The organism is Aliirhizobium cellulosilyticum (assembly GCF_014198105.1).
GTDB lineage: Bacteria > Pseudomonadota > Alphaproteobacteria > Rhizobiales > Rhizobiaceae > Neorhizobium > Neorhizobium cellulosilyticum.
In genome coordinates, this window is record NZ_JACIGW010000001.1 from 618930 (window position 1) to 634848 (window position 15919).

Below are 15919 nucleotides of genomic sequence, written 5' to 3' on the forward strand. Positions count from 1 at the left end.
CTCACCCCAATTGCGGCATGAAGTCGAAGAAAAATGATATTTTTGCGGCCGCACTTTTCTATGTTGCGCTGCACCCTAACTCAACTCCGATGAACCAGTTTATCGCAGAGTTTCGCCAATATACAGATTGGCTGCCGAACTGGATGGTGAGCCTCGGTGTGCTGGCTGCCGCCATCGCGATCGGCCTTGCCATGCATCGGCTGGCATTCCGGATTCTAACACGCCTGGTCGAGAATAAGGATCTGTTCTGGCGTTCTCTTGTGTCCAGGGGAACTAGGCCGCTCAGGCTTGCCATCCTCACGGCCACGCTATCCTTTGCTGCCACGGTCGCGCCACTTGCCGCGCGCCCTGCCGAGATTATCCGGCATCTCCTTCTGATCGCCTTCATCCTCGTTGTCGGCTGGTCGGCAAAGGCGGCATTGCATATCTGGATGACCGTTTATCTGCGCCGTTTCAAACTGGATGCGGAAGACAATCTGCTTGCACGCACCCACGTGACGCAGTCACGTATCGCGGAGCGTATTGCAGGGGCTATGATCATCGTGCTGACGATCGCCGCCATGCTGATGACCTTCCCGGCGGTGCAACAATATGGTGTCAGCGTGCTGGCGTCGGCCGGTGTCGCCGGTATCGTTCTCGGTCTCGCGCTGCAGCCGATGCTGAAGAACATATTTGCCGGCATCCAGCTTGCGATTACCCAGCCGATCCGTATCGACGATGCGCTGATCGTCGAAGGCGAGTGGGGCAATGTCGAGGAGATTACCTCGACTTATGTAGTGGTCAAGCTGTGGGACTGGCGGCGGATGATCCTGCCGCTCTCCTATTTCATCGAGAACCCTTTCCAGAACTGGACGCGTGAAAGCTCGGCGCTGATTGGGACCGTGATGATCTATCTCGATTACACGATCCCGGTCTCTGTTATCCGTTCAAAGGTAGAGGAGATCACGGCTGCCTCTAAACTCTGGGACAGGAAGGTCGTGGCGGTTCAGGTGACGGATTTTCGGGAAAACGTCATGGAAGTCCGTATTCTTGCCTCTGCCAGCAGTGCGCCAAAGGTCTTCGATATCCGCTGCGAGGTGCGCGAAAAGCTTATCGAGTTCATCCAACGGGAATATCCGCAGGCACTGCCCAAGGTGCGGACCGACCGGCCGCTGGACGGCAATGGCGTTGCCCCCGTGCATGCTGCACATCAGGCCGCATTACAGTCCTGATTTGCTGGTGCTTGCATGCGGAAAGAATAGTTTCTATATCCGGTCGACATTGCCCGGCAGGCGGCCGATCCCGCCTCGGGCGCAACGTGCCGCTGATAGATGCGGCGCATAAGATATTGCAGCGAGAGTTGTCCCGTGAATACGCTGGATTTTGACAAGAAGCCGGAAGATACGCGCGTGGTCGTCGCCATGTCGGGCGGCGTGGATTCCTCTGTCGTGGCCGGGCTTTTGAAACAACAGGGCTATGATGTTTTAGGCATCACGCTGCAGCTTTACGATCATGGGGCTGCGGTTCACCGCGCCGGTTCGTGCTGCGCCGGCCAGGATATCGACGATGCACGCCGCGTCTGCGAAACGCTCGGCATTCCTCATTACGTGCTGGATTACGAAAAGCGGTTCCGTGAGACCGTGATCAATCCGTTCGCCGAAGCCTATGCGATGGGCGAGACGCCGGTTCCCTGCGTTGCCTGCAACCAGACGGTCAAGTTTGCCGATCTTCTGGCAACCGCTCAGGAACTCGGTGCCGATGCGCTGGCGACTGGCCACTATATCCGCTCGTCCGCCAATCCGACTGCAGATAACCCGAACCGTCGCGCGCTCTATCGCCCGATCGACAGCGATCGCGACCAGAGCTGGTTCCTGTTTGCGACGACCCAGGAGCAGATCGACTATCTGCGATTTCCGCTTGGCGGCATGTCGAAGGCACAGGTGCGCGAGCTTGCTGAAGAGATGGGGCTCGTCGTTGCCAAGAAGGCCGACAGCCAGGACATCTGTTTCGTGCCCGCCGGCAAATATGCCGACATCATCAACAAAGTTAAGCCGAACGCGGCGCTCGCCGGCGACATCGTGCATATGGACGGGCGCGTGCTCGGTCGTCACGAGGGGATCGTTCATTACACGATCGGTCAGCGTAAGGGCTTGGGCGTTGCCACGGGCGAGCCGCTTTATGTCGTCTATCTCGATGCCCGCTCGCGTCGTGTCATCGTCGGACCGAAGGAAGCGCTCGATACGCATCGCGTCTATCTGCGCGATATGAACTGGCTTGGCGATTCGTCACTCGAAAGCGATGCGCGCGAAGGCTTCGCGTGTTTCGCCAAGGTTCGCTCCACCCGCCCGCCGACACCGGCGACGCTGCATGTGGATGAGCGCGGGGTCTATGTCGATCTTTCGATCGGCGAAGCGGGTGTTGCACCCGGCCAGGCCTGCGTGCTTTATTCGGCGCCGGGTGCCGATGCGCGGGTTTATGGCGGCGGTTTCATCGAGCGGTCGGAGCGTGCGGAAGAGGCGGAAGCTTCGCTGAAGCAACTTCTTGCACAGCCGGTTGCGGCCTGATCTCCAAGAGTTCCCTACTTCTCAAGGGCGGGGAACTGGATGAAAACGGAGGTTTGAAACTCCTTTGTTTTTCTCCTGTCATATGCTTGACAAGGTTCGCGGCCTGCCTTTATAAGCCGCTCATTCGTCGGAGCGGATGCTTTAAAAGCAGCTTCGTTGGTGTGGCTGGGTAGCTCAGTTGGTGAGAGCGCAGGATTCATAACCCTGAGGTCGGCGGTTCAATTCCGCCCCCCGCTACCAATTTTCTACAAGCTGTAAGTTTCTGATTTTACGGCTCGCATTTCCCGGATGGCTCCATCGTGACGACTGCGCTTTCCGATGTTTCTCCGATCTATCATCCGCCGCTCGATCCCTATCTGACCATCCTGCACCGTGACCAGGATTTTCTGGTCTGCGACAAGCCGAGCGGTCTTCTTTCCGTTCCCGGCCGTCATCCGGCGCTGAGCGACAGTCTTTTGACGCGGGTGCAGAAAGAGTTTCCCAAAGCGCTGATCGTCCATCGGCTCGACAAGGATACGTCCGGCATCGTGCTGATGTCGCTGAACCGCAAGGCACATGCGTTCGTCGCAGCGCAATTTGAGGCGCGGGAGACGAAAAAGTCCTATGTCGCGGAAGTCTGGGGCAGGGTCGAGGGCGAGGAGGGGGTGATCGATCTGCCGCTTGCCATCGATCCCGACAACAAGCCTCGTCACCGTGTGGATCATGAACATGGCAAGCCTGCGCTGACGCGATGGCAGGTTATCGGGCATGGCGAGAACAGGACGCGGCTTCGCTTGTTTCCGATGACCGGGCGGACCCATCAGTTGCGGGTGCATATGAAGGCACTCGGCCATGTTATTCTCGGCGACGAATTTTACGCGGAGGGCGAGGCGCTGGCTGCTGCCGACCGTCTGATGCTCCATGCCGAAGAGCTGAGCTTCCGCAAGCCTGACGGATCGGACGTGACGTTCACGGCGCCAACCCCTTTCTGAGATCGGTCCATCGTGCAGAAATTCGAAAAATCCGATCTGGTTGTCGATTTCGTCGGTGGGGCTGTCGGTCACCGGTTTCGCTCCAACGAAGGGCGCAAACAGGGATTGGCAAAGGCTGTCGGCTTCTCCGGAAATACGGCCCCGGAAGTCGTCGATGCGACAGCAGGGCTTGGGCGCGATGCGTTTCTCCTTGCATCGCTTGGCGCAAACGTGACGCTGATTGAGCGCTCCGAGACGATGCATGCGCTGCTTGCCGAAGGATTGAAACGGGCAGAAGCGGAAGGCGGGCGTCATGCGGAGACGGTTGCGCGGATGACGCTGCTGCACGGCGATTCCTGCGCGCTTATTCCGCAGCTAAAGCCTCAGATCATTCTCATCGATCCCATGCACCCGCCGCGCGATAAAACGGCGCTGGTGAAGAAGGAGATGCGGTTGATCCGCGAGATCGTCGGCGACGATCCGGATTCTCTGCAACTGATGCAGGTCGCACTGGAAAACGCGCAGAAAAGGGTGGTTCTGAAATGGCCCCTGCGCGCCGATCCGATGCCGGGTATTCGCAAGCCCAGCCATCAGATCATCGGGAAAAGCACCCGGTATGATGTGTTTGTGACTGCGAAGGCGACCGGAGATCTGGCGTAAGGCATGTGCTGGAGGGGCTTACCCCTCCAGATCGTATCATCCCCGGATGACGTCCTCGTATCGAAGCGCTGCGGTGAGCAGCTTTTCGTCATCTCCGGCAACGCCCGAGAGAAGCAAGCCGACCGGCATTCCGGCATCGCCGGTGCCGCAGGGAATGGAAACGCCGCACCAGTCGAGGAAATTGCCAAAGCCGGTATTGCGAAGGGTCTTGCCGTTTGTAGCGAAGAACAGGTCGTCATCGGCGAGCAGCGGATCGATTGCCGGCGCGACATGGGCGACTGAGGGGAAAGCCACCAGGCGCCCGGTGAGTAGATCTTCTGTTTCCACGGTCAGACGGCGGCGGATATCGAGTATGTCGATGTAATCCGCCATGCTCGTTTTCTCACCGAGTTTGATGCGGGCAACGACGCGCGGGTCGATCTGATCGGCAATGGCGCCCGTCAAGCGTTCGCGATGCAGGGCGAAGGCTTCCGCCGTGACGAGAGCGCCGCGAGCCTTGACGAGCTCCGAAATGGCATCGAATGCCGGAATATGAATGCGCTGAATACGGGCGCCGGCTTTTTCGAGGCGCAAAAGCGCTGCTTCGAAAGCTTCGATGACGCCCGGCTCTGCAACGTCGAATACGCCGTTTTCCGGCACGACGATATCAAGGCTTGCGTCCGTGGCGCGGGTGATCTCCGGCCGGGTTGCGCCGCGCATGGCGACATCAACCCAGATGGCGTCCTGGACGGTTCGGCAGAGCGGGCCGAGGCAATCGAGGCTCTTTGCCAGCGGGAAGACACCATCCATCGCATAACGGCCGCGGCTCGCCTTGTAGCCGACGATGCCGTTGAAGGCAGCTGGGATGCGGATCGAGCCGCCGGTGTCGGTGCCGATCGCGACCGGAACGAGGCCTGCTGCAACCGCGACCGCGGAACCGGAGGACGAGCCGCCGGATACGCGCGGCACGTCCGTGCTTTTCGGGTTATGCGGCGTGCCGTAATGCGGGTTGATGCCGATGCCGGAAAAGGCGAATTCGCTCATGTTGGTTCGGCCGATCGCGACCATGCCGGACTGGCGCACGAGATCGACCACCGCGGCATCCTTCGTGGCCGGCGCTCTTGCCGACAATACCGTGGAGCCCGCCGTCGTTGCCAGTCCCTTGATGTCGAACAGGTCCTTCCAGGCGATCGGGATGCCATCCAGCAAGCCGAGTGAACGGCCGTCCGCGACACGCTTGGCAGCGGCCGATGCTTCGCCCATCGCGCGATCTCTGAAGAGCGATATGAAAACGGATTTGTCGGCGTGGCGATCTATGGCATCGAAAACGGCCTCGGCGATCTCTACGGGGCTCATGACGCCCGAGTGAATCAGCATCGACATCTCGGCAACGGACATGCCGGAAACAGGTCTTCTCACGAATGCTTCCTTAAATGGGCTGGCTTCATTGGAATGGCTGGCTCAAAGATGTAGCCGATATCTTCGGCAAGGGTAGCGGAATTATTCGCAGAGCCCTATTTCATCATCATCACCAAAGAAAGGGATCGCGCAGGCGATCCTCCCGTTCAAGGATGATGCCATGAAACCGGCTCTTGTCTTATCCATTCTGGCGCTCGCTCTTGCGGGCTGTTCTGCCTCTGCCACCACCGTCGGCTACAGCTTCAACAGCGGGCCTGGCCTTGCTCCGATACCTGGCAGCATCACCTATGGCGGCCAGCCGCGCACGAGGCTTACCAAATCGCCTGTCGGCAGCACGTTCTCGCATGAATTCACCAACCAGGTGGGTCGCGAGGTGCATGAAACCTATATGATCCAGCCTGATCGCAGCCTGAAGATCGTTGACCGGTATGTAAAGCGCGAGCGAATCTGGGATTAACCCCCAATCAGGGTTGCATTTTTGATGAGTGCATCTTTTGAGATGGGCAGATTGACGCGCTACATCTTGCTACCTTGATGATTGCTAATGTTCAGCGCTAGGCATTCTTCAGATGAATTTCGAGAGGAAGCCGGATCCATGGGACATGAAGCGCACTGGCCGACACTTTCGCCGTCTAATACAGGGTTACGAGGTCGCTGCCCGCGCTGCGGGCAGGGCCATTTATTCGATGGCTTCCTTTCGATGAAGCCGAATTGCGAGGTCTGCGGTCTGGACTACGGGTTTGCCGACCCTGCCGATGGGCCGGCTTTTTTCGTGGTATGTTTTGCCTGCGTGCCGAGCGTGGCGCTGGCGGTCCTGATCGAGGCAATATACCAGCCTCCGTTCTGGATCCATTTCTTCACCTCGCTTCCGTTTCTGCTTCTGACCTGCATCCTGCCGCTCAGACCGCTCAAGGGCTGGCTGCTGTCCAACCAATATTTTGACAAGGCAGAGCACGGAAAGCTCGATCGAAATTCGGGCTTGAGGCGGGATGGGCCATAACTTTTTGCGTCATTTGCGTGCGTCTGAAAATGACGCCCGACAGCGTGTGGATCCGGGAACCTTTTGGGGTTGCGACCGTTCACTTTTGCGACATCAAAAGGAGAACGTAATGAACAGTATCATTTGGTTGGTCGGAGCAGTCGTGATCGTCATCGCGGTTCTCAATCTTGTCGGTTTTGCGTGACCGGGAGCATGTCGCTTTACGGTTTCAAACCTATCAGGAGAACATCATGAACAGCATTGTCTGGCTCGTTGGAGCCGTTGTCATCGTCCTCGCAATTCTTTCGTTTTTCGGGCTTCGTTAAGCCCGACACAAAGATTTAGCGAGACAGAAAACCGCTGGGCTGAAAAGTCCGGCGGTTTCTTCTTGTGAGATCTCGAGGGTCTCATTCTGCCAGCAGAACTGCGAAAGGATGATCGGCAAATGCCCAGTTGACCGAAGCATCACCGGAAAAATCAAAGATACGGCCCGAAAAAATATCCCGGTAGCGCCGTCCTGCAAGCGGTGGCGGTAATACGACACGCGTCGCGGCCCAGTGGGCGGAGCGGGATGATGCCAGATCCTGCAATGCCTCCAGAACATGGCGTGGTGTCACAACCAGCAAGGCATTGCGATCATCATGCCGCGCGAAAGCGACAATGTTCTTCGCGCGTACGCCGTTCACTTCTAGCGGGATATACTCGCCGTTACGGAAGAGATCGGGTAGGGTGCGGCGGAGCTTCAATATCTTGCCGATAATCTGCTGTTTGAAGTGACCGCTCAACCATCCCTCTTCGGCGGATGTATCTAGCTCTTCAGCTTCCGAAAACTGTTCCGACAGGCTTTCGAAATCCGGTTCGCGCCGGTTGTCAGGATCAACCAGCGACAGGTCGCAGGTCTCGCTGCCCTGATAGACATCAGGCACGCCGGGAGCCGTCAGCTTGATGATTGTCTGGGAAATTGAGTTGACGCTGCCAGCGCGGAAAAATGGGCGGAGAGTGGAGGCGAAGTCCACGAGGAAGACGTCGTTTTCGGGTGAGAGCATCGCATGGATGTAGTTCTTAACGGCTGCCTCGTAATGCGTTTTGCCATCCGCCCAATTGGTTCGCAACTTTGCCTCGCGGATTGCCTTTTCGGCATATGCCTGAAAACGTTCCTTCAGTTTGGCAAGGCCCATGGCGTCATCCGGCGTCAGGTCGGCTGGCCAGACGCCAGCCAATGCCTGATACAGCATCCATTCCACGGCGGGCTCCGGCGCTGGCCCGTCGTCAAGATGGGTTACGGAAGCACTGTTGGCCCGCCGCCAACGTTCGACTGCGTCAGCCCAGATCTTCGGCGCTTCACTCAATCCATAAAGCCGTGCGCGAGCGTCTTCGCCCCGCTTGGTATCGTGGGTGGACGTGCCTGAAAGCGCATCCGGCTGGCGTTTCTGCCGCTCGATCATCTGTTCGTGGAAACGGTCCAGCGAAAACTCTCGCGGCAGAGGTTCAGCACCGACCTCATTGAGAGCAATCAAAGCGTGGTGTCGGAAGAAGAGCGTATCTTCCACTGACTTCGCCATCAACGGCCCGGTCAATTGCTGGAAGCGGGTGCGGAATGTCGAGGCCTTGTGTGAAAGCTGGGGCGCGAGGTCGCCGTTCAGGATCTTTGCCAGGAACGGAAGGGCGGAAAGATCTGCTGTCGTCTCGCTGCGCCGGATATCGGTTGCGACCTTTTCCAGCATCTGACGGCCTTCGGGGGGCATGCCATCGGCGGTGCCGTAGGTGCGATACACGGGGAAGGCCACCAGCAGTTCCCTGAGCCCGGCCCTGATCGCCTCCGATGAAATAGCGGCTGCCTCCGGCCGTTCTTCAAGTATTGATTCAGCAAGCTTCACGAGGGTTGCAACTTCGCCCGCGAAGTTGTTGTCAACCATCAGCAATTTGGCTGCGCGCAGCTCATCTGCCATGTCCGGAGACGCCCCGGTCAATGCCGCATAAGCCGCATGAAGCTGGGGTAACCGTTCGCCGTCCACAAGGGCGTCGCTTAGGGTCGCGATAAACTCATATCCTGTCGTGCCGGAGACAGGCCAGTCGGGCGCAAGATCCTCTCCTTCGCCAAGGATCTTTTCGACCGTGATGTAACAGTCCTGCCCTGCTTCCTGTCGAAGGCGTTCGAGATAGGCTTTGGGTTCGGCAAGTCCATCGATATGGTCGACGCGCAGGCCATGGACGGCGCCTGAGCGAACCAGCTGAAGGATCAGGCGATGTGTGTCGTCGAAGACATCGTCATGCTCGACGCGGATACCTGCGAGCCCGGTGATCTCAAAAAAGCGGCGATAGGAAAGATCGCGTGATGCATCCCGCCAGGACATCAGCCGATAAGGCTGCCGGTCATGGAGATCGGCAATGACGGCTTTGTCGGTAATCTGCAGCAACCCCGTTTCGCTGCCGGGGTAGGTTTCAGGGCTCAGGGGATAGAAAGTCTCGAAATAGGCGAGGGCCGGTTTGCCAGTCTTCGGGTCAGGTTTGATTGCGATTTCACCTGCCTCAAGCACCGCTTCGAACGTGTCACCAAGGAAGGGCAGGGTGAGGCGGCGTGACCAGTCGATATCGAAATGATGGGCGTAACGGCTCTGTTCTCCATTTTCGATGACGTCGCGCCACCAGGGATTTTCCAGCGACGCCGCCATATGGTTCGGCACAATGTCGAGGATCAGGCCGAGGCCTTCCTGCTTCAGCGCCTTCACCATCCGGTCGAAACCTTCGCGCCCGCCGATCGCCGGATCGATCTCGTTGGCGTCCGTCACGTCATAACCGTGGGTTGATCCGGTCGTGGCGGTGAAGATCGGCGAGGCATAGAGATGACTTATGCCCAGGCGCTTGAGATAAGGCACGAGCGCTGCGGCGCGATCGAAGGTCATGCCATTGCGGAACTGGATGCGGTAGGTCGCGGTCGGGATCATGCGGCGGCTCATGCCTTTTCGAAACTGACGATGATGGAATTGTGGGAAAGTTCGCTAAGGCGCTCCGGATGATCCTTCTTCGGAAAAGCATAGATCGGTCTGCCTGGCATTTCGGGGAGCGGTCTTGCTGCATCACCGATGTTGAGCGCGATCGCGAGCCTGCCCTTGGGGTAATCCCAGGAGACGGCTAGATATCCGGTACCGGTCTCGATCACCTTGCCGGTGCCGCCTTTCGCGGTTGCCAGCAACGGGACGATGATCTCCTGCCGAAGTTTCAGCAGTTCCCTGGTGAACTCGAACCATTCCCGGCCTTTGGGTGATCCAAGTTTCTCCCAGTCGAGTTTTGACCTTTCGAATGTCTTTTTCGCGTTCGGGTCCGGCACCTTTTCGCCGTGACCCGCATGGCCTTCGAATTCTCTTGCCCGTCCATCGCGAACGGCCTTTGCCAGATCGCCGTGGAAATCGGTGAAGAACAGGAATGGGTTGGTCTCGCCATATTCCTCGCCCATGAAGATCAGCGGGATATGTGGCGACAGTAGAAGATTGGCGAGCAGGATTTTCGTGCGCGTGTCGCCGGCCAGCGAGATAAGGCGCTCGCCTTGCGCGCGGTTGCCGGTCTGGTCGTGGTTCTGGATGAAATCGACGAAGGCTATAGGCGGTTGGCTGGTGCTGTCGACGCCGCGCTTTTTGCCCGATTGCGGCGAGACCTCGCCTTGATAGGCAAAACCTTCCGTCAGGCAACGGGCGACAAGCGTTTCCGGGCTCTCGGCGAAATCCCCGTAATAGGCATGGGTCTCGCCGGTGGCGAAGACATGCACGGCGTTGTGAAAATCGTCGTTCCATTCCCCGGTGAAAAGCGGTGCCGAACCGTCCTCGTCGCGTGGATGCAGGAATGTGACGTTGCGGCAGTCTTCGGTTGTCAGGTGGACCGGGCGGTCGGTAATCTCAGCGCGGATGCGCTCGGCGATCTCGATCAGGACATGTTTGTCGGACGAATCCTCGATCTGGTCGACTGCATCGAAGCGAAGGCCATCGAGATGATACTCTTCCAGCCAGTAGAGCGGTGCCTCCGCGATATAGCGGCGGGCGGCATCGACATCATAGGCGATGCCGGCGCCCCAAGGTGTCATGCGTTCCTTGTGGAAGAAGTCGGGTGCCAGAAGCGGCAGGTAATTGCCTTCCGGGCCGAAGTGGTTGAGCACGATATCGAGCACAACGGAAATGCCATGCCGGTGGGCGGCATCAACGAAGGCCTTGAAGTCTTCCGGCGGGCCATAGGCCGAATGGGGTGCGTAAAGCAGGACGCCATCGTAACCCCAACCGTGTTTGCCCCCGAACTGGGAGAGGGGCATGACCTCGATCATCGTGATGCCGAGATCGGCCAGATAAGGCAGTTTGTCGATCGCAGCGTGGAATGTGCCCTCCGGCGTGAACGTGCCGAAATGCAGTTCGTAGACGACGGTTTCTTCCCAGGGGCGGCCCGTCCACTCGGTATCCTGCCAGTCGTAATTGGTTGGGTCGATGACCAGCGACGGGCCGTTGACGTCATCTTTTTGGGCGCGGGAGGCGGGATCGGGAACCACGGTGCCGTCTGCGAGAACGAAGTTATATTCGGAGCCGGCAGAGACACCGGTCGCGAGAATCTCGAACCAGCCGTCACGGCTGGCGCTCATTTCGGTGTCTTCACCGTCAAGGCGCAGGCTCACCGTCTTCTGGCCGGGTGCCCACAGCCGGAAATGCACTTCGCCGAGAGCGACATATTCCGCTCCCCAAGTCTTTGGAAAAACTCGAAACTCTTCGGCGGAATGCACGTCCGTCATACGACCCGGTCTTTCGCTGGTGAACGAGACCGGCAAACGGGTGAAGAGGCTTACAGTTCCATGGATGGCGTAAGGGGGGCGCGATTTTCGGTGTAGTCTGGAGATTACAGGTGGCGGCTGCCCCTTACCCTAACCCTCTCTCCGCATGCAGGGAGAGGGAACGTGTCACACTCGGTGTTGGCGAGGGACGGAGAGTGGCAGCTTGTGCCTTGTGCCTTTATCCCCGTCATAATGGGGAGAGGGTGCCGGCAGGCGGATGAGAGGTTGCCGCCGATCCGGATCGCGGGTGCGGCATCGATCATTCACAACTCGAGCAGTGCATACGCCTTACCGGTTGGCTTCTCTATGTGGGAGGCGACGTTATAGACCGGCGCACCGCCGGGAGTTTTGCCCTCGTAGGTGCCACGATGGGCGTGGCCGTGAACGACGGCTGTTACCGGGAAGCGATCGATTGTCTCGGCAAGGCGGGACGAGCCGAGGAAGGGGAAGATTTCAGGCGGCTCGCCTTCGACTGTCTGCTGGATGGGCGCATAATGCAGCACCACCAAGGCACGTTCGGACTTCACCTGGCGCAGCGCGTTTTCCAGCCGCATCGTTTCCTCGACGCTTTCTGCCACCATCGCCTTGATCGCCGGTTCGCCGAAGGAGCCAAGCATGTAACGGCCGAAGCCGCCGGCAAAGCCTTTGACACCGGCGAAACCGACGCCGTTGATCTCGATCGCTGAGCCTTCGAGAAGATGCACGCCGGCATCCTTGATGATGGCTTTGACCTCATCCACATGGCCGCATTCATAATCGTGATTGCCCAAAACGGCGACCATCGGAATGGAGCAGGAGCGAAGGTCAGCCGCAAGCAACTCCGCCTCTTTCGGCTTGCCGAGATCGGTCAGATCACCGGTCAGCACGAGAATGTCGGCCTCCTGCGAAATTTCCGCAAAAAGCTCCTTGTATGAAGGAGAGCCATGTTCCTTGACATGAAGATCTCCCATTGCCGCGACGCGCTGCTTGACGTTGGCCTTTTTCCGGGCGGTGGTGTCCTGGTTATCGGGCGCCTTGCTCATGCCGGGCCTCCTTTTCTGGTTTCCTCGTCAACGCCTTCGCGCAGATCACCTTCGCCACCGACATCGGCAAAACCCCATTCCTTGACGTCGATCTCGAAATCGACGCGGCTGAACATGCGACCGCGGCAAATCTTCATCTGCGGCAGCGGAAGTTCGCGCTGGGCCTTCAGACGGTCGAGCAGTTCATCGAGCAACCAGTCAGGCACCTTGTCGCGCTCGGTCGGGTAGATCCAGCGGAAGTTGAGGAGGTGGATGAGCAGAACCTCCCAATGAACTTCCATGTAGTTGAGCAGCTTTTCCCAATCGATCTGGTCATGAGCGCGCAGGATCATGTGGACCACGTCGCCGCCGTCGTAACGATGGCGAAGCTGCACAAAACATTTCGACCAGATCAGTTCGGTCGGTGCAATGATGCGCACCTTGTGGCCGTTCATCTCGATCTGGCGGGCGTTTTCGAACCAGCTGTCGCTGATCGGCATCGTGCCATTGGACGCGGCGAAGATGACATCGCAGAAATGCCGGCCCTTCTTGATCTTCCCGAGCCACCGGTCGTCCTCCACCTCGATCTCGTAACCCTTCTCCTTGAAGTGGGCGAGGATGCGGGCGTAGTCACCTGCCTTGCAAAAGATATCCAGGTCTTTGGTGGGGCGGGTAATGCCGGTATAGGCGCTGATCGCAAATGTTCCCGCCAGAAGGAATGGTATGTGGCAGGCGACCAGATCCTCCAGCGCTTCAGAAACAAAGGATTCTGCGTCCGGGTCAGCAAGCGTGGGCGCGGCTTTTACCTCCATCCCCTGCATCAGATGCAGGGGATGGCTGCCGCGCTCGCGTTCACTTGCCGTAATATTGTTTTCGGTCGTCGGCTCCGGCTTTTTCGTCGGTATCGTGTCGGCGTCCATGGCGTGTCTCCAATTCTCCCAGGTGACTAGCAACACCCGAGAAGCGACGGAGGTTCCGTTTAGCTCTTCAGTCGGCCTCAGGGTTGTCGGCATTTGCCATGGGGCTTGGGCGACCATCTGGCTGGTCGCCGTCTTCGCGCTGATCCGCATCCTCCAGATCTGTTTCGACAAGGTAGGCGTCCCTGTTGCCGAGGCGTGCAGCCTCTTTCAGCGCTTCGGGATTGGTGGTGTCGAGCTGCTCGCGTTCGATGTCCGTTGCAATAGGCTTGTTCGGATTTGCAGTGTTCATGGTCGTTTCCCTTCCCGTTGAGTGTGCCAACTACAGGTGTGCCGCAGGCTGTCTGAGAAACCCTTGGCGAATGCAGAGGTTCCGGAAACCCTTGGCGAATGCAGAGGTTCCGCGCTTGTCGATTGGAACGAAAATCGCAGTCGGCGTGTTGGAAATGGAGATAATCCCAAGGAGGAGAAACATGCCGGCGAAATCGAAGGCACAGCAGAAGGCAGCGGGCGCAGCCCTTGCGGCCAAGCGCGGCGATGCAAAGAAAAGCGATCTCAAGGGTGCTTCGAAAGAAATGGAAAAATCGATGAGCGAGAAGCAGCTGGAGGAGTTTGCTTCGACCAAGCATAAGAGCAAACCCGAACACGTCGCGCATCGCTGAATTGCATATTTCCGGTCCGAACCCGGACTTCCCGGAAAGGCGGGTGCTTCAGCAGGCACCCGCCTTTTCCTTTTTGTCGATCAGGCGTAGCTGGCGCGCAATGCGTCGAATTTTGCCAGCTGTTCGGAGAGCAGTTCGCGTGCCTCGTCGCGCTTGACGAAGACCTTGAACATTGGCGCGCCCTTGGCATTCATGAACCAAATGGAACAGGAGCGCCGGCCGTGGAAGGCGCGGTCGACAAAGGTGATCGAGGCGCAGTTGTCCTTCTTGATGTGACCGCCGATCGGGCTGTCACCATGAATGTTGAACCAGCCATGGCCTTCCGAACCGACCGGCAATTCGCCATCGATTTCGGCCACAACATCCTCGGTGTGGACGAGGAAGAGGACGATGCCCCAGGTGGTCAGCTCGTTCCAGATGTCGAGAAAGCTCTCTTTCGGCGCAATGACGGCCGAACCCTCGGGCAGAATTTCAAGAATCTCGGCGGGGGTAACGTCTGCAGCGGCAGCGATCGACTCGACGATGCCGTCGGGCTTTTCGGCGAGTGCAGCCAGAGCCCGTTCGCGACGGTCAGCTGTGATTTCGGATACGGCGTTCATCGATGATCCTCAGGCCGCGTCGGCGGCGCGTACGCCGTTCTTGTCTTCGTGGATGATGACTTCGAAACCCTCGAAATGCGGGCCGGAGAGATATTCCACCTTGCTGCGGTTGTTGCCGGCATTGGCATGGGCTGCGCGGAATTGTTCGGAAGTCGTCCAGGCCTTGAAATGCTCGAATGTTTCCCAGACCGTGTGGGACGCGTAAAGCGAATGGTCTTCGGCCTTGGGGCCTTTCAGCATGTGGAATTCGATATAACCTGGCAGTTCCGCAAGGCGGCCCTGACGGTCACGCCAGATCGCTTCGAATGCTTCTTCGAAGCCCGGAACGACGCGAAAACGGTTCATTGCGATATACATGAAAACTTCCCTCACTTAAGTTTCATTTGCCAGTCAAGATATCTGCCGGCCCTCCCCTTGAAAAGCCAAAAAAACTTGCGTAGTCAACTCAAGTTATTGAAATTTGCAGCGCTGCCCAATCCTGCTTTCATCAGATGTGCGGCAACGCTAAGGGGTGGATCACAATGGTTTCCTGTTCCAAAATCGGGCGTCTTCTTGCAATCATTCTGCTGGGATCGACGATAAGTGCGGGCGGCGTTCTTGCTGCCGACAAGGGTAATCCCGAAGCAAAACGCATCGTCTCGGTCGGCGGAACGATCACCGAAATCCTTTATGACCTCGGTGCCCAGGACCGTATCGTGGCGCGCGACTCGACCAGCTTTTATCCGGCTGACGCCAATTCCAAGCCAGATGTCGGCTATATGCGCCAGCTTTCGGCGGAAGGTATTCTGGGGCAGAAACCAGACCTGATCCTGATGGAAGAAGGCTCCGGCCCGCCGCCGGTGCTGGAGATCCTGAAGGCCAGCGAGGTACCGATGGTCGTGATCCCGACACCTCCAAAGGCGGACAAGATCGGTCAGAAGATCCGTGATGTCGGTGCGGCCGTCGGATTGTCCGACAAGGCGGAGGCGCTGGCGAAGAAAACCGAGGATGGCTTGAAGGCGGTTGCAGCCGATGTAACCAAGATCAGCGGCGGCAAGAAGAAGGTTCTTTTCGTTCTGTCTATTTCGAATGGCCGCCTGATGGCTGGCGGCGCCGACACCGAAGCGGGTGCGATCATCGAGATGGCAGGCGGCGTCAATGCCGCGCCGACGATCAACGGTTACAAGCCGCTTTCCGATGAGGCGGTGATTGCTGCAGCACCGGATGTAATTCTGTCGATGTCGCGTGGCGATCATTCGATTACGCCGGAACAGATGTTCGCTCTTCCCTCGATGCAGACGACGCCGGCTGCGGCAAACAAGGCGCTGGTTTCGATGGATGGTCTGTTGCTGCTGGGCTTCGGTCCTCGCACACCGGAAGCTGCGCGGGCACTGGCAGCCAAAATCTATCCGGGCGCAATCAACTGA

Annotated in this window: 16 protein-coding genes and 1 tRNA gene; 9 read left to right on the plus strand and 8 right to left on the minus strand. The window is 58.4% G+C overall.

Annotation, left to right across the window (positions count from 1 at the left end):
• Window positions 1-17: 17 nt before the first annotated feature.
• The 5 genes from GGE33_RS02765 (at window position 18) to GGE33_RS02785 (ending at window position 4153) form a co-directional block, all read left to right on the plus strand.
• A complete protein-coding gene (locus GGE33_RS02765; protein ID WP_246435710.1) occupies window positions 18-1211 on the plus strand; it encodes a mechanosensitive ion channel family protein in 1194 nt (397 codons plus the stop codon).
• A 135-nt stretch (window positions 1212-1346) separates the two neighbouring features.
• A complete protein-coding gene (gene mnmA / locus GGE33_RS02770; RefSeq protein WP_183821155.1) occupies window positions 1347-2543 on the plus strand; it encodes a tRNA 2-thiouridine(34) synthase MnmA in 1197 nt (398 codons plus the stop codon).
• A 163-nt stretch (window positions 2544-2706) separates the two neighbouring features.
• Window positions 2707-2783, plus strand: a tRNA-Met gene (locus GGE33_RS02775).
• Between the two features lie 59 nt (window positions 2784-2842).
• Window positions 2843-3514 carry a pseudouridine synthase gene (locus GGE33_RS02780; RefSeq protein ID WP_183821156.1) on the plus strand — a complete coding sequence of 224 codons (672 nt, stop codon included), beginning with the start codon at window positions 2843-2845 and terminating at the stop codon, window positions 3512-3514.
• A gap of 12 nt (window positions 3515-3526) precedes the next feature.
• Window positions 3527-4153 (plus strand): class I SAM-dependent methyltransferase, encoded by a 627-nt coding sequence (locus GGE33_RS02785; RefSeq protein ID WP_394353619.1) that lies wholly within the window; start codon window positions 3527-3529, stop codon window positions 4151-4153.
• A 36-nt stretch (window positions 4154-4189) separates the two neighbouring features.
• On the opposite strand, the gene GGE33_RS02790 is transcribed toward GGE33_RS02785, so the two are convergent.
• Complete coding sequence (locus GGE33_RS02790; RefSeq protein WP_394353618.1) at window positions 4190-5551, minus strand: amidase; 1362 nt, start codon at window positions 5549-5551, stop codon at window positions 4190-4192.
• Window positions 5552-5711: 160 nt separating this feature from the next.
• Between GGE33_RS02790 and GGE33_RS02795 the strand changes: the two genes are divergently transcribed.
• Both GGE33_RS02795 and GGE33_RS02800 read left to right on the plus strand, forming a co-directional pair.
• A complete protein-coding gene (locus GGE33_RS02795; protein ID WP_183821157.1) occupies window positions 5712-6008 on the plus strand; it encodes a hypothetical protein in 297 nt (98 codons plus the stop codon).
• Between the two features lie 138 nt (window positions 6009-6146).
• Window positions 6147-6551, plus strand: a complete 405-nt coding sequence (locus GGE33_RS02800; RefSeq protein WP_148145866.1) for a DUF983 domain-containing protein — start codon at window positions 6147-6149, stop codon at window positions 6549-6551.
• 386 nt (window positions 6552-6937) lie between these two features.
• Here GGE33_RS02800 and treY read toward each other — a convergent pair whose 3' ends face one another.
• The 5 genes from treY to GGE33_RS02825 all read right to left on the minus strand — a co-directional run bounded on the left by treY (window position 6938) and on the right by GGE33_RS02825 (window position 13544).
• Window positions 6938-9487, minus strand: a complete 2550-nt coding sequence (gene treY, locus GGE33_RS02805) for a malto-oligosyltrehalose synthase (protein ID WP_246435713.1) — start codon at window positions 9485-9487, stop codon at window positions 6938-6940.
• Window positions 9484-11295: a malto-oligosyltrehalose trehalohydrolase gene (treZ, locus tag GGE33_RS02810; RefSeq protein ID WP_183821158.1), complete on the minus strand. Its 1812-nt coding sequence runs from the start codon at window positions 11293-11295 to the stop codon at window positions 9484-9486. Before treZ ends, treY begins: the two co-directional genes overlap by 4 nt.
• A gap of 302 nt (window positions 11296-11597) precedes the next feature.
• The gene (locus GGE33_RS02815; protein WP_183821159.1) at window positions 11598-12356 is read right to left on the minus strand and encodes a metallophosphoesterase family protein; all 759 of its coding nucleotides are present in this window, start codon (window positions 12354-12356) and stop codon (window positions 11598-11600) included.
• Complete coding sequence (locus GGE33_RS02820; protein ID WP_148145950.1) at window positions 12353-13147, minus strand: nucleotidyltransferase family protein; 795 nt, start codon at window positions 13145-13147, stop codon at window positions 12353-12355. Before GGE33_RS02820 ends, GGE33_RS02815 begins: the two co-directional genes overlap by 4 nt.
• Window positions 13148-13322: 175 nt before the next feature.
• Window positions 13323-13544 carry a hypothetical protein gene (locus GGE33_RS02825; protein ID WP_148145862.1) on the minus strand — a complete coding sequence of 74 codons (222 nt, stop codon included), beginning with the start codon at window positions 13542-13544 and terminating at the stop codon, window positions 13323-13325.
• Window positions 13545-13725: 181 nt separating this feature from the next.
• Between GGE33_RS02825 and GGE33_RS02830 the strand changes: the two genes are divergently transcribed.
• Complete coding sequence (locus GGE33_RS02830) at window positions 13726-13914, plus strand: DUF3008 family protein (RefSeq protein WP_148145861.1); 189 nt, start codon at window positions 13726-13728, stop codon at window positions 13912-13914.
• A gap of 80 nt (window positions 13915-13994) precedes the next feature.
• Here GGE33_RS02830 and hutX read toward each other — a convergent pair whose 3' ends face one another.
• Window positions 13995-14513: a heme utilization cystosolic carrier protein HutX gene (hutX, locus tag GGE33_RS02835; protein WP_183821160.1), complete on the minus strand. Its 519-nt coding sequence runs from the start codon at window positions 14511-14513 to the stop codon at window positions 13995-13997.
• Window positions 14514-14522: 9 nt separating this feature from the next.
• Window positions 14523-14870 carry a heme-degrading protein HmuQ gene (gene hmuQ / locus GGE33_RS02840; RefSeq protein ID WP_148145859.1) on the minus strand — a complete coding sequence of 116 codons (348 nt, stop codon included), beginning with the start codon at window positions 14868-14870 and terminating at the stop codon, window positions 14523-14525.
• 164 nt (window positions 14871-15034) lie between these two features.
• Between hmuQ and GGE33_RS02845 the strand changes: the two genes are divergently transcribed.
• The gene (locus GGE33_RS02845; RefSeq protein WP_148145858.1) at window positions 15035-15919 is read left to right on the plus strand and encodes a heme/hemin ABC transporter substrate-binding protein; all 885 of its coding nucleotides are present in this window, start codon (window positions 15035-15037) and stop codon (window positions 15917-15919) included.

Bases quoted from the DNA above. Each gene is read 5' to 3' on its own strand.
- GGE33_RS02800 (WP_148145866.1), top strand. From the start codon at position 6,147: ATGGGACATGAAGCGCACTGGCCGACACTTTCGCCGTCTAATACAGGG.
- GGE33_RS02795 (WP_183821157.1), top strand. From the start codon at position 5,712: ATGAAACCGGCTCTTGTCTTATCCATTCTGGCGCTCGCTCTTGCGGGC.
- hutX (WP_183821160.1), bottom strand. From the start codon at position 14,513: ATGAACGCCGTATCCGAAATCACAGCTGACCGTCGCGAACGGGCTCTG.
- GGE33_RS02830 (WP_148145861.1), top strand. From the start codon at position 13,726: ATGCCGGCGAAATCGAAGGCACAGCAGAAGGCAGCGGGCGCAGCCCTT.
- GGE33_RS02845 (WP_148145858.1), top strand. From the start codon at position 15,035: ATGGTTTCCTGTTCCAAAATCGGGCGTCTTCTTGCAATCATTCTGCTG.
- GGE33_RS02825 (WP_148145862.1), bottom strand. From the start codon at position 13,544: ATGAACACTGCAAATCCGAACAAGCCTATTGCAACGGACATCGAACGC.
- treZ (WP_183821158.1), bottom strand. From the start codon at position 11,295: ATGACGGACGTGCATTCCGCCGAAGAGTTTCGAGTTTTTCCAAAGACT.
- GGE33_RS02765 (WP_246435710.1), top strand. From the start codon at position 18: ATGAAGTCGAAGAAAAATGATATTTTTGCGGCCGCACTTTTCTATGTT.
- hmuQ (WP_148145859.1), bottom strand. From the start codon at position 14,870: ATGTATATCGCAATGAACCGTTTTCGCGTCGTTCCGGGCTTCGAAGAA.
- GGE33_RS02820 (WP_148145950.1), bottom strand. From the start codon at position 13,147: ATGGAGGTAAAAGCCGCGCCCACGCTTGCTGACCCGGACGCAGAATCC.
- GGE33_RS02815 (WP_183821159.1), bottom strand. From the start codon at position 12,356: ATGAGCAAGGCGCCCGATAACCAGGACACCACCGCCCGGAAAAAGGCC.
- treY (WP_246435713.1), bottom strand. From the start codon at position 9,487: ATGAGCCGCCGCATGATCCCGACCGCGACCTACCGCATCCAGTTCCGC.